The 12,507-nt window shown below is 68.4% G+C and carries 12 protein-coding genes; 5 read left to right on the top strand and 7 right to left on the bottom strand.

What is annotated here, in order from left to right; translation table 11 throughout:
* Positions 1–17 precede the first annotated feature (17 nt).
* Both AC04ME_RS12145 and AC04ME_RS12150 read left to right on the top strand, forming a co-directional pair.
* Positions 18–590: an HhH-GPD-type base excision DNA repair protein gene (locus AC04ME_RS12145; RefSeq protein WP_079113687.1), complete on the top strand. Its 573-nt coding sequence runs from the start codon at positions 18–20 to the stop codon at positions 588–590.
* Positions 587–1,012, top strand: a complete 426-nt coding sequence (locus AC04ME_RS12150; protein ID WP_475435189.1) for a DUF1801 domain-containing protein — start codon at positions 587–589, stop codon at positions 1,010–1,012. The genes AC04ME_RS12145 and AC04ME_RS12150 overlap by 4 nt, the downstream gene beginning before the upstream one ends.
* A 57-nt stretch (positions 1,013–1,069) precedes the next feature.
* Here the strand turns inward: AC04ME_RS12150 and AC04ME_RS12155 are convergent, their stop codons facing one another.
* The 3 genes from AC04ME_RS12155 to AC04ME_RS12165 form a co-directional block, all read right to left on the bottom strand.
* A complete protein-coding gene (locus AC04ME_RS12155) occupies positions 1,070–2,455 on the bottom strand; it encodes a glycine--tRNA ligase (RefSeq protein ID WP_042541298.1) in 1,386 nt (461 codons plus the stop codon).
* Between the two features lie 103 nt (positions 2,456–2,558).
* A complete protein-coding gene (locus AC04ME_RS12160; protein ID WP_042541296.1) occupies positions 2,559–3,248 on the bottom strand; it encodes a GNAT family N-acetyltransferase in 690 nt (229 codons plus the stop codon).
* Between the two features lie 50 nt (positions 3,249–3,298).
* A complete protein-coding gene (locus AC04ME_RS12165; RefSeq protein ID WP_079113688.1) occupies positions 3,299–3,922 on the bottom strand; it encodes a hypothetical protein in 624 nt (207 codons plus the stop codon).
* 42 nt (positions 3,923–3,964) lie between these two features.
* Between AC04ME_RS12165 and AC04ME_RS12170 the strand changes: the two genes are divergently transcribed.
* Both AC04ME_RS12170 and AC04ME_RS12175 read left to right on the top strand, forming a co-directional pair.
* Positions 3,965–5,428: a peptide MFS transporter gene (locus tag AC04ME_RS12170; RefSeq protein WP_309691686.1), complete on the top strand. Its 1,464-nt coding sequence runs from the start codon at positions 3,965–3,967 to the stop codon at positions 5,426–5,428.
* A gap of 57 nt (positions 5,429–5,485) precedes the next feature.
* Positions 5,486–6,928 (top strand): MFS transporter, encoded by a 1,443-nt coding sequence (locus AC04ME_RS12175; RefSeq protein WP_475435191.1) that lies wholly within the window; start codon positions 5,486–5,488, stop codon positions 6,926–6,928.
* 19 nt (positions 6,929–6,947) lie between these two features.
* On the opposite strand, the gene AC04ME_RS12180 is transcribed toward AC04ME_RS12175, so the two are convergent.
* The 4 genes from AC04ME_RS12180 to AC04ME_RS12195 all read right to left on the bottom strand — a co-directional run bounded on the left by AC04ME_RS12180 (position 6,948) and on the right by AC04ME_RS12195 (position 11,073).
* Entirely contained in the window at positions 6,948–7,343 is a 396-nt protein-coding gene (locus tag AC04ME_RS12180) for a hypothetical protein (RefSeq protein ID WP_042541290.1), read from the bottom strand.
* A 41-nt stretch (positions 7,344–7,384) separates the two neighbouring features.
* Positions 7,385–8,308 (bottom strand): serine hydrolase, encoded by a 924-nt coding sequence (locus AC04ME_RS12185; protein ID WP_042541288.1) that lies wholly within the window; start codon positions 8,306–8,308, stop codon positions 7,385–7,387.
* Positions 8,309–8,487: 179 nt separating this feature from the next.
* On the bottom strand, positions 8,488–10,452 hold the full coding sequence (locus AC04ME_RS12190; RefSeq protein WP_475435193.1) for a M13 family metallopeptidase: 1,965 nt from the start codon (positions 10,450–10,452) through the stop codon (positions 8,488–8,490).
* A gap of 63 nt (positions 10,453–10,515) precedes the next feature.
* Positions 10,516–11,073 (bottom strand): DnaJ family domain-containing protein, encoded by a 558-nt coding sequence (locus AC04ME_RS12195; protein ID WP_079113692.1) that lies wholly within the window; start codon positions 11,071–11,073, stop codon positions 10,516–10,518.
* Between the two features lie 114 nt (positions 11,074–11,187).
* Here AC04ME_RS12195 and AC04ME_RS12200 point away from each other — a divergent pair, with 114 nt between their 5' ends.
* Complete coding sequence (locus tag AC04ME_RS12200) at positions 11,188–12,507, top strand: MATE family efflux transporter (RefSeq protein WP_056374550.1); 1,320 nt, start codon at positions 11,188–11,190, stop codon at positions 12,505–12,507.

The raw sequence follows: 12,507 nt of genomic DNA on the forward strand, positions 1-12,507 counted from the left end.
GATGCCAGACTGGACGCATGGCCCTTCACATCACCGGAGACACCGCCGCCGACGCTCTGCTCACCGACAATCCGCTCGCACTGCTGGTCGGGATGCTGCTCGACCAGCAGGTCCCGATGGAGACGGCGTTCGCAGGACCCCTCAAGATCGAGCAGCGCACCGGCGCGACCGATGCGGCCACCATCGCGGCGATGGACCCCGACGAGTTCCTCGAGGCGTTCAAGACGACCCCAGCCGTGCATCGGTTCCCCGGTTCGATGGCGACTCGCGTGCAGACGCTCTGTCAGGAGATCGTCGATCAGTGGGGCGGAGACGCCTCGGCACTCTGGACCGAAGGCGACCCGTCGGGCGCCGAGGTGCTCAAGCGACTCAAGGCTCTCCCCGGCTTCGGCGAGCAGAAGGCGAAGATCTTCCTGGCTCTGCTCGGCAAGCAGTACGGGTTCACCGGCGCCGGGTGGCGCGAGGCCGCGGGCGACTACGGCACCGAGGGTTCCTACCGCAGCGTCGCCGACATCGTCTCGCCCGAATCGCTCACCAAGGTGCGCGAACACAAGAAGGCCATGAAGGCCGCGGCGAAGGCGAAGGCATGAAGCCCACCGGCGACGACGTCGCCGGACTCATCGCCCGATCCACCCCGGCCGTCCGACGTCGGGATGCCGAGACGCTGACCGCCCTCATGCAGGAGATCACAGGCCGCGACCCTCAGACCTGGGGCACGATCATCGGCTTCGGCAGCTGTCACTACCGCTACCCGACCGGCACCGAGGGCGACAGCGGACTCCTCGGCTTCGCCCCCCGCAAGGCGGCTACGACGATCTATCTGTTCGACGGCGTCGACGCGCACTCCGAGGCGCTCGAGAAGCTCGGCCCGCACAGCACGGGCGTCGGATGCCTCTACATCAAGGACTTCGAGAAGATCGACCTCGACGTGCTCCGCGGCATCCTCGAGCGATCGCTGGCCTGGGTCGAGGCGGGCGGCACCGATCAGGTGCAGCTGACCGTCACCGGCTGACGCGAGAGGCCCGCCATCCTGTCGGACAGCGGGCCTCTCGTTCTGATCGTCCGAGCGTCACGCGCCCTTGAGTCGCTCAGCCAGGTACTGGTGCAGCTCGTCGATCGAGACGCGCTCCTGCGCCATGGTGTCGCGGTCGCGCACGGTCACGGCACGGTCGTCGAGCGAGTCGAAGTCGATCGTGACGCAGAACGGCGTGCCGATCTCGTCCTGTCGGCGATACCGGCGACCGATCGCACCCGCGTCATCGAAGTCGACGGCCCACGAGCTGCGCAGCGTGTCGGCGACCTCGCGAGCGAGCGGCGACAGCCGCTCGTTGCGGCTCAGCGGCAGCACGGCCGCCTTGACCGGGGCCAGCCGCGGGTCGAGCTTGAGCACTGTGCGCACGTCGGTGCCGCCCTTGGCGTTCGGCACCTCCTCTTCGCGGTACGCGTCGACGAGGAAGGCCATCATGGCGCGGGTGAGGCCGAACGACGGTTCGATCACGTACGGCGTGTAACGGTCGCCCGTGGCCTGGTCGAAGTAGGTGAGGCTCTGACCAGACGCCTCGCTGTGGCTCGACAGGTCGTAGTCGGTGCGGTTGGCGACGCCCATGAGCTCGCCCCACTCCTTGCCTGTGAAGCCGAAGCGGTACTCGACGTCGATGGTGCCGGCGGAGTAATGCGCGCGGTCGTCCTCGGGCACGTCGAACTGACGCATGTTCTCGGGGTCGATCCCGAGATCGATGAACCAGTTCCAGCACGCCTCGACCCAGTGCTCGAACCACTGCTGCGCGTCAGCGGGGGGCGTGAAGAACTCGATCTCCATCTGCTCGAACTCACGCGTGCGGAAGATGAAGTTGCCGGGGGTGATCTCGTTGCGGAACGCCTTGCCGACCTGGCCGATGCCGAACGGCGGCTTCTTGCGGCTGGCCGTCAGAACGTTCGAGAAGTTGACGAAGATGCCCTGTGCCGTCTCCGGGCGGAGGAAGTAGAGGCCCGACTCATCGTCGACCACACCGAGGTACGTCTTCACGAGACCCGAGAACGACTTCGGCTCGGTGTACTGGCCCTTGGTGCCGCAGTTGGGGCACGGCACGTCGGCGAGGCCGTTCTCCGCCTTGCGACCCTTGCGCGCCTCGAAGTCCTCGATCAGAGTGTCGGCGCGGAAGCGCTTGTGGCAGCTCAGGCACTCGACCAGCGGGTCGGTGAAGGTCGCGACGTGACCAGAGGCCTCCCACACGCGCTTGGGCAGGATGATGCTCGAGTCGAGTCCGACCATGTCGCCACGGCCGCGCACGAACGTCTGCCACCACTGGCGGCGGATGTTCTCTTTGAGCTCCGTGCCGAGGGGCCCGTAGTCCCACGCGGACCGGGAACCGCCGTAGATCTCACCCGCCTGGAAGACGAACCCGCGGTGGCGGGCAAGGGCGATGACCTTGTCAAGACGGGACTGTTCGGCCACGGTGGCTCCAATGGTCGCATGCGGGAAAGCCCGTGATCACGGGCACATCAATCTTATCCGCGACCGGTTCGCCTCAGGACCCTGGCCAGGTCTGTCCGAGCCCTCAGGCCGTGAAGAGGTAGCCCTTCTCGACATCGAACCCCGAGAGCGTCAGGCCGCTGCTCAGCAGACCCTCCATCTGCGCACGCAGACGGGTGCGCCATTCGTGCGCAGCATCCGGATCCTCGACGCGGATGCTCTCGATGTCGCTCGGGATCTCCAGCGTCTCCACAACCTCGTCGGATGCCGGCGACTTGGCGATGTCGGCGAGCGCCCATTCGACGTCGAGCCGGTCGCTCTCGTCTCCGGCATCGCCTCCGCCGAAGATGCCGTAGCGGTTCACCGAGTACCCGGTCACGCGGGCACCGAGCACTGTGAGGAAGAAGTGCGCGTTGCGGGCGACCAGCGGATCGAACGTCCAGGTGATGCGACCGACGTCCCGCGAGAACGCCCATTGGCGCTGGTGCTCTTTGAGCTCTCGTCCCCAGCCGCGTCCGCGGTATTCGGGCAGCAACGCCGTGATGTGCGAGTGCATCGCCCGGCGTCCGGGGGCGCCGAAGAAGGCGATCGAGGCCCCCACCATCCGCTCTTCCCCGTCCTCGGCATCGAAGAGTCCGACGACGTAGTTGCCCGACTGCTGAAGAGCTCGCAGAGTGCCGGCGTCGATCACGCGCTCGGGGCCGCGGATGGAGTCGAGCAGGCCCTGCGCGGCGATGATGAGTTCAACGGTGTCCAGATCACGGATGGTTCGCACGCCCCCAGTCTGCCCCTCCGGTCGCAGATATCGGAATCGAACACGGCTGCTCAGGCTCGCCCGCGCTCCGGAAAGGCCGTACCTCCCCCAGCGGCGAGCGACGCGGCGACGATCTCGAGGAACTCGTTCATCATCTCCTCGGTCATCTCGGGGAGCATCCCGTCCCAGTACGAGAGCACCGCGCCTCGGCCCTGCATCATCCCGGCAGGCCGGGCGAAAGCCCAGAGGTGAAGGTGCGCCGAACCGTCGTTGAACCTGCTGAAGTGACACCGCGCAACACCGGGGATGCTCTTCACGGCCTCCGAGATCCGCTGCATCAACGGCCCGAGCGCGGCAAGGACCTCGACGGGAGCGTCTTCGAGCAGCCAGTGCTCGCGCGGGGCGATCGCCCCGATGAACGGAAGCCCGCCCGGCTCCCATCCGGCCCGCACCTGCCACAGGTCGTCGTGCCAGATCGTGTGCTCATCGGGCTTGCACGAGCCGCAGTTCTCGGGATCGAGCTCCCCGTTGCGCGGCTTCTCGGGCACCAGCATCGGCTCGAGCGGACGCATGACGACCGACTCGTAGGCGTTGGCAGGCCCGTGCGTCATCCACGCACCGTCCGGGCGTTCTCCGTAGACGAGCCTGCGGTGGAACGGGGTGTCGGCGGGATGCTGCTCGAAGTCGACGCTCATCTGCATATCGAACCACGACGCGACCGGGCGTACCGTGGAGGAATGGCAACCAGCGACACGACGGCCGAGAAGTCCGACACCCGATTCTTCGGGCAGCCCTGGGCACTCGTCCACATCTTCGGCGTCGAGATGTGGGAGCGGTTCAGCTTCTACGGCATGCAGGGCATCCTGCTCATCTACCTGTACTTCTCGGTCACCGAGGGGGGTCTCGGACTTTCCCAGGCCGTCGCCGGCGGGATCGTCGGCGCCTACGGCGGGTCGGTCTACCTCTCGACGATCCTCGGCGCCTGGATCGCCGACCGGATGCTGGGCTCGGAACGTGTGCTGTTCCTCAGCGCGATCGTGATCGTCGCAGGGCACGTCGCGCTCGCCCTTCTCCCCGGATTCATCGGCGTCGGGGTCGGCCTCGTGCTCGTCGCGCTCGGCTCGGGCGGCCTGAAGGCGAACGCGACCTCCGTCGTCGGCACCCTCTACAGCGCAGACGACACCCGTCGGGATGCCGGATTCTCACTGTTCTACCTCGGCATCAACCTCGGCGCCTTCATGGGTCCGATCCTCACCGGCATCCTGCAGTCGACCCTCGGATTCCACTACGGCTTCGGGCTCGCCGCGATCGGCATGACGCTCGGACTCGTGCAGTACTCCTTCGGCCGCAAGGCGCTGCCGGATGAGGCACGACGCGTGCCGAACCCGCTGCCCTCCTCGCGCTACCCGCTCGTCGCGATCATCGCGGTCGCCGCCGTCGCCCTCATCGCGGTGCTGGTGCTCGTCGGCGTGGTCAGGGCCGACAACCTGGCGTCCATCGTGATCATCGGAACGATCGTCGCGACGGTGGCGTACTTTGCGGTCATCCTCAGCAGCCGCCGAATCGACGGCACCGAGCGCTCGCGCGTCTGGGGATTCCTGCCCCTCTTCATCACGAGCGTCGCGTTCTGGTCGCTGTACCAGCAGCAGTTCACCGTGCTCACGGTCTACTCCGACGAGCGCCTCGACCGCAACATCTTCGGATTCGAGATGCCCGTCTCGTGGGTGCAGTCGATCAATCCCGTGTTCATCATCATCCTGTCCGGCGTCTTCGCGGCGATCTGGACCCGCCTCGGCCGCCGTCAGCCCTCGACGCCGGTCAAGTTCGCACTCGGCGCGATGATCATGGGGGCGGCGTTCCTGCTGTTCCTGCCGTTCGCGGGCGGTGGCGCCAACTCCACCCCGTTGATCGCCATCATCGGCATCCTGTTCGTGTTCACGGTCGCCGAGCTGCTGATCTCGCCGGTCGGGCTGTCTGTCACCACGAAGCTCGCCCCGAAGGTCTTCCACACCCAGATGGTCGCGCTGTTCTTCCTGTCGATCGCGCTGGGCACGGCGATCTCGGGCTGGCTCGTGCAGTTCTACGACCCGAAGAACGAGGTGCCCTACTTCTCGATCCTCGGCGCCATCGCGATCGTGGTCGGCCTCGGACTGCTCGTCGCCGTCAAGCCGGTGCTGCGACTGATGAAGGGCGTGAGCTGACGATCGCCCCACGCGGGCTCGCGCCTCGGGTGTCTCAGACGCCGATAGCCTGAAGCGATGGGAGAGAACGACGATCGCGCGCGCAGAAGACTCTCCCGGACATCACCGAAGTGGGCGATCGTCGCGGTGCTGGCGTTCGCCGGTCTCTGCTCGTCGTTCATGTTCACACTGGTCGTGCCGCTGCAGGCCGAGCTTCCTCACCTGCTGAACGCATCCCGCGAGGACACCACCTGGGTCGTCACGATCACGCTGCTCGTCGCCGCGGTCGCCACCCCGATCTCCGGCCGACTGGGCGACATGTACGGCAAGCGCCGCGTCGTGATCGTGCTGCTCGGACTGCTGATCCTCGGGTCGCTGATCGCCGCGCTGTCCGGCTCGATCGTCGGCGTGATCATCGGCCGGGCGCTGCAGGGGGCGGTGACCGGTGTGGTCCCGCTGGGCATCGCCATCATGCGCGACGTGCTGCCGCCCGAACGCCTGGGCACCGCGGTCGCCCTGATGAGCGCGACGATGGGCGTGGGCGGTGCGATCGGGATGCCGGTGGCCGCCCTGCTCGCGGTGAACGCCGACTGGCACTGGCTGTTCTGGCTCGCGGCCGCTCTCGGCGTCATCGGCCTCGCCCTCGTGCTGCTCGTGATCCCCGAGGATGTGCTGCGGTTCCCCGGGCGCCTCGACGCGATCGGCGCGATCGGACTCGCGATCGGCCTCACCGGCATCCTGCTGTTCGTCTCGCGCGGCGCGGAGTGGGGCTGGACGGCACCGCTGACCCTCACATGCATCATCGGAGGCGTGGGGGTGCTGCTGGTGTGGGGGTGGTATCAGCTGCGCACGAAGGATCCGCTGCTCGATCTGCGCGTCGCTGCCCGCCCCGCCGTGCTGTTCACCAACATCGCCGCGATCGGCATGGGCTTCGCCCTGTTCGCGTCGAACGTGACTTTCCCGCAGCTGCTCGAGGGCCCGACCGCCTCCGGTGCGGGCTTCGGACTCGACATGGTCTCTGCCGCACTCGTGATCATGCCGGCGGGTCTCGTGATGATGGTGATCTCGCCGTTGTCTGGCTGGCTCGAGCGCACCGTCGGGCCTCGCCCGCTGTTCAGCGTCGGCGCTGCGGCGATCGTGCTCGCCTACGTGTTCGTGCTGCTGTGGTCGAGCGAGGTCTGGCACATCCTCGTCGGCAACCTGCTGATCGGCGTCGGCATCGGATTCACGTTCGCCGCCATGCCGATGATCATCATGCGATCGGTGCCCGCGAACGAGACGGGCGCCTCGAACGGACTGAACGCGCTCTTCCGCTCGATCGGCACGTCGAGTGCGTCCGCCGTGATGGGCGGGGTGCTCGCCGCCATGAGCATCGACGTCGGCGGAGTCTCGGTGCCCACGCGGGCGGCGTTCGATCTGTGCTTCTGGCTGGCGATCGGGGCCGGGATCGTCGCTCTGGTCCTGTCGCTGTTCATCCCCCGGCAGCGTGCAGCAGAGCAGCATCCGTCGCTGCCCGGCTAGCCGTCAGCCCGGATCGCGATCAGAGCACGCGCGGATCGGGATCGCCCGTCGTCGGCGCTCGCAACCGCGCGGGGATCGGCCACTCGAGCACGTACTGCTGCACGGGCGGACGCGCCATGTCGCCGAAGTCGTCGATCTTCACGACGATGCGTCCGGGAACGCCTTCGTCGTCGGGAGTGACCTCGAGGATGCGCACGCGAAGGGGCCTGTCGGCTTCACCCTCGAGCATCCACGGATCGGCGAGCCAGCCGATCCCCCGCTCCTCGAGCGCGGTCTCGGCGTCGAGCCACTCGGTGGGAGCGGAGACCGGGCGACCCAGCACGTCGACGGCCACCCAGTCGTCGCCGTCGGGGTGGATCCATCCGAGCAGCTCGCCGTCGTCACGGCGGTGCGGAGTCCAATCGGGGCGGGGCATGCCTCCAGGCTAGCGACGCCGGGGCGAGGGCGCCCGTGAGCTCAGTGCGTGTACTCCATGAGCTCGACCCCGAGCACGCGGAAGGCATCGTGTGCACGAAGCCGGTGCGTGATCGACAGGTCGTCGAAGCAGACGATCAGGGAATAGGCGACGCCGGCGCGCGGCCCGGCGAGGACTCCCGCCTCTGCCCTCACGCCGCGATCGCGCCCGGTCTTGTTGATGAACAGCAGACCGTGGGCGTCGTGGTCGTGAGCGAAGGGATCGAGGCCCGTCGACGAGGCCACCAGGCTCAGGTCCTGGTTCAGACTGAGCCACTCGGACACCTGAGCGCTCACCGAGGCGCCCACCACCTGCGAGTTCACGAGTGCCGAGAAGAGTCCGGCGAATTCGCGCGCGGAACCCACGGCGACCTGGGGCGCGTCGTCGGGACCGCGCTCGTCGCGGAATCGATCGAGAAGGGCTGTGCGGCGGAGTCCGAGGGCCTCGATACGCTCACGCACGCGATCGTGACCGACCCGCTGCAGCAGGGCGTTGACCGCGATCGGGTCACCGGCTGTCGCCGCGAGCACGGCGAGATCTTCGAGCGGCAGTGCGGGCGCATGCAGGTGTCGCCAGAGACCCGAGGTCGACACCGACTCGACGGCGGTGCGCTCGACGATCTCGAGCGGGTCGAGGGTGCCTGCATCGAACGCTGCCGCCACCTCGATCAGCAGCGGTACGACCCCGAGCCCCGCGACAGGCATGGTCACATGGTCATCACCGGAGAGGACATGCGTGTGGTTGTCGAGATCGACGACATGAACCGACACCTGCGCGCCCGCGTCCGCGAGCTGTTCGAGCGCCCGGAGGGTCGAAGTGAACGACCGCCGCCCCGAGGCCGCACGACGCGGCAAGCGTCGGCTGGGCCGCTGAGAGCGGCGCAGCGAGGCCAGTGGCGGGCCGTCGGCAGGCTCGGAAGCACCCACGCGTGATCCTTAATAGGGGGGTTGGATTGGCGGGATGCTGCGGTGTCCATCCTCCGCAGCACCGATATCGTAACCCCGTCAGGTGAGGATGCCCTACATACTCCGGTATACGGTCATCAGATCGTCATCCAGGAGACAGCAGGGCACCCGTCGACACCTGATCGGTTATAGAGAACGACTCACCAGATCGTCACTCGCGAACCCTGCGGCAGCCACAGCGCGTCGGATTCGGAGACGTCGAACGCCTCGTAGAAGGCGTCGATGTTGCGGACGATCTGGTTGCAGCGGAACTCGTTCGGCGAGTGCGGGTCGATCGTGAGCAGTCGCAGTGTCTCGGCGTCGCGGCTCTTCTGCTGCCAGACCTGCGCCCACGACAGAAGAAGGCGCTGCACGCCCGTGTAGCCGTCGATGACCGGGGCCTCCTCTCCGCCGAGCGCGATCTCGTAGGCCTTGAGCGCGATGCCGAGGCCGCCCAGGTCGCCGATGTTCTCGCCGATCGTCAGGGCGCCGTTGACGTGATGCTCGGCGTCGAGGCCTTCGGGCACGAGCTCGTCGTACTGCGCGATCAGTGCCTTGGTGCGCTGCTCGAACGCCGTGCGATCCGCATCCGTCCACCAGTCCTCGAGCTTGCCGTCTCCGTCGTAGCGGCTGCCCTGGTCGTCGAATCCGTGACCGATCTCATGGCCGATGACCGCGCCGATCCCGCCGTAGTTGGCAGCCGCATCACGCGACGCATCGAAGAACGGATACTGCAGGATCGCCGCCGGGAACACGATCTCGTTCATCGACGGGTTGTAGTACGCGTTGACCATCTGCGGCGGCATGTGCCACTCGTCCCGGTCGATCGGCTTTCCCACCTTCGCGACGTTGCGGTCGTGCTCGAAGATCGCCGCCCGCCGCACGTTGCCGAACAGGTCGGCGCGGTCGATCTCGAGGCTCGAATAGTCGCGCCAGACGGCGGGGTGGCCGATCTTCGGCGTGAACGAGTCGAGCTTGGCGAGAGCTCGCTCGCGGGTCTCGGCCGTCATCCACTCGAGGTCGGTGATGCTCTGCCGATAGGCCTCGATGAGGTTCGCGACGAGCTCGTCCATCGCCGCCTTCGCCGTCGGCGGGTAGTGCCGCTCGACGTACACCTTGCCGATCGCCTCGCTCAGCGCGCCCTCGGTCACCGAGACACCGCGCTTCCACCGCTCGCGGATCGACGGGACGCCGGTCAGCTCGGTGCCGTAGAACGAGAAGTTCTCCTGCACGAAGTCGTCGGTGAGATACGGAGCCGCCGCGTGAACGACCTGCGCGCGCAGCCAGGCCTTCCAGTCGTCGAGGCGCTCGGGGGTGAGCAGCGATCCGAGCCCTTCGAGGAAGCTCGGCTGCGAGACGACCACCTCGGCGAAGGCCTCGGGGTGGGCCGGCGCGACGGAGTCGCGCCACGGCTCGAGGTCGACACCGGCGAGCTCCTGGATCTCGGCCCATGTCTTGAGGTTGTAGGTGGCGACGGCGTCGCGGCTGCGCACGTTGTCCCAGTGGTGGCCCGCGAGCTCGGTCTCGAGGGCGATCGAGCGGTCGGCGGCGCCCGCGGCATCGGCGACACCGGCGAGCGTCAGCAGACGCTCGAGGTGGGCGCGGTAGGCCGCTCGCGTCTCGGCGAAGGTGTCGAGTCTGAAGTAGCTCTCGTCCGGCAGCGACAGGCCGGACTGCACGATCACCGGGAGGTAGCGCTCGGGATTTCCGGGGTCGCCGTCGACGTAGAACCCGATCAGGTGCGCGCGACCGTCGCGGTCGTAGGCGCCGACGGTGCGCAGGAACGCGGGGATGCCATCGATCGCCTCGATCTCGGCGAGGGTCTCGGCGAGCGGCGCGACACCGGCATCGGCGATGCGCTCGGTGTCCATGAAGCTCGCGAACAGGTCGCCGATCTTGCGGGCGAGGGTGCCCGGTTCGGCATCCTGCGACTCCTCGATGATCGCCCTGACGTCCTTCTCGGCCTGCTCGGCGAGCAGATGGAACGAGCCCCAGCGCGCCTTGTCGCCGGGGATCTCGGTGCGGGCGAGCCATGCGCCGTTGACATGGCGGTACAGGTCGTCCTGCGGGCGGATGTCGGAGCTGAACTCGGAGGTCTCAAGGCCAGAGGGAAGCACGTCGGTCATGCCGACCAGCCTAGGCGTCGCTCCGACATTCGGGCGGGAACGGGCTGGCGGTCCTCGCCGACCTCAGCCCCGGCGACGGATGCCGAAGCGACGCGTGCGCGGCTGGATCGACTCCGGCGTCGGCCGGGCGGCCAGGCGCGCCGCACGACGCTCGGCCCACGCGGCCACCTCGGCGTCGATGTCGCGAGGCTCCGTCACGACGGGCGGTCCGCCCTGCAGCTGACGTCGAGCCTCGATGACCCGACGGTTGAAGTCCTCGAGCACCTCCCGCACGTCGACCTCGCGACCGAGCAGGTCGAGCTGGTCGTCGAGCTCTCGGTTCTCGGTCCGGAGCAGGATGGCGGGCGGACCGAGACCCGTCAGGTTCTCCTGCTCGATCTTGCGCCGGATCCACCAGTCCGGGTCGTGGTGCGTGCCGAGACCCTCGAGCGGCTTGCCGGCTCCGGGGAGATCGTCGAAGTCGCCCCTGCGGATCGCGACCTGGATCGCCGTCTCGATGAAGGCGGCCCGGTCGGTGGCTGCGGCGATGCCCGGTGCCGTGCCGGATTCGGCGTCCTCGCCGGCGTTCTCACTCTGCTGTCGCGCGCGGTACCTCGCCGCGGCCTCTCGTGGATCCGTCATGGGCGCCTCCGTCGCATCCGGGATTCCTCCAGGGTACGACTGCACGGGATCCGGCGGGCCGAGTGCGGGCGCGCTGGACGCTCTGAGGTCGGCGCCAGCCCATAGGCTCGGAGGATGACCGAGCGCACTCTCAATCGTGAGATCCTGCGCCTCGCCGTCCCCGCGCTCGGCGCCCTGATGGCGGAGCCCGCGTTCCTCATCGTCGACGCCGCCCTGGTCGGGCACCTCGGCACGACGCCGCTCGCCGGGCTCGGCATCGCGGGTGCGGTGCTGCAGACGATCGTCGGGCTCATGGTCTTCCTCGCCTACTCGACGACCCCGGCCGTCGCCAGGCTGTTCGGCGCCGGCCGGCCGGGCGAGGCCGTCTCGGTCGGGATCAACGGCATGTGGCTGGCGCTGGCGATCGGGGCCGTGCTCGCCGCGGCCGGGGCGGTCGCCTCGCCGTGGCTCGTGTCGCTGTTCGGCGCGAGCGAGGCCGTGGCCGCCGACGCCAACGCCTATCTGGTCGTCTCGATGTGGGGGCTCCCGGCGATGCTCATCGTTTTCGCCGCCACCGGACTGCTCCGCGGGATGCAGGACACCATGACGCCCCTGTGGATCGCCGGCATCGGCTTCGGCGCGAACGCGCTGCTCAACGTGCTGTTCATCTACGGGCTGGGCTGGGGCATCGCCGGGTCGGCGGCCGGCACGGTCGTCGCCCAGTGGGGCATGGTCGGCGCCTACGTGCTGGTGATCCGGCGCCTCGCCGCGAAGCACGATGCGTCGCTGATGGCGCAGCGAGCGGGCATGGGCAGCACTGCGCGTTCGGGCGGCTGGCTGTTCCTGCGCACGGTGAGCCTGCGGGCTGCGCTGTTGGCGACCGTCGCGGTCGCCACGGGCATCGGCACGGAGGAACTCGCCGGGTGGCAGATCGTCTTCACCATCTTCTCGGCGGCCGCGTTCGCACTGGATGCCCTCGCGATCGCGGCCCAGGCACTGATCGGCAAGGAGCTCGGCGCGGGCGACGAACGGCAGGTGCACCGGGTGCTCAGACGCACGGTCGCCTGGGGAGTGTGGTTCGGCGTCGTGGTCGGCGCGCTCATCGCGGCGCTCTCGGGTGTGCTCGGCATCGTGTTCACGGGCGATCCGTCGATCGCCGCGCTCGTGCAGCCTGCGCTCCTCATCCTCGCGGTCGCGCAGCCGATCGCGGGTGTCGTCTTCGTGCTCGACGGGGTGCTGATGGGTGCGAACGACGCGCGCTATCTCGCGATCGCGGGTGGCCTGAACCTCCTGCCGTTCCTCCCGGCACTCTGGGTCATCGCCGCGACCGGCGTCGACGACACCGCAGGTCTCGTCTGGCTCTCGGTCGCGTTCTTCGGGGTGTACCTGCTCGCTCGGCTGGCCACCCTCGGCTGGCGCGTGCGCTCGGGACGCTGGGTCACTGCCGGGGTCTGA

This window comes from Microbacterium sp. LjRoot205, from assembly GCF_056175745.1.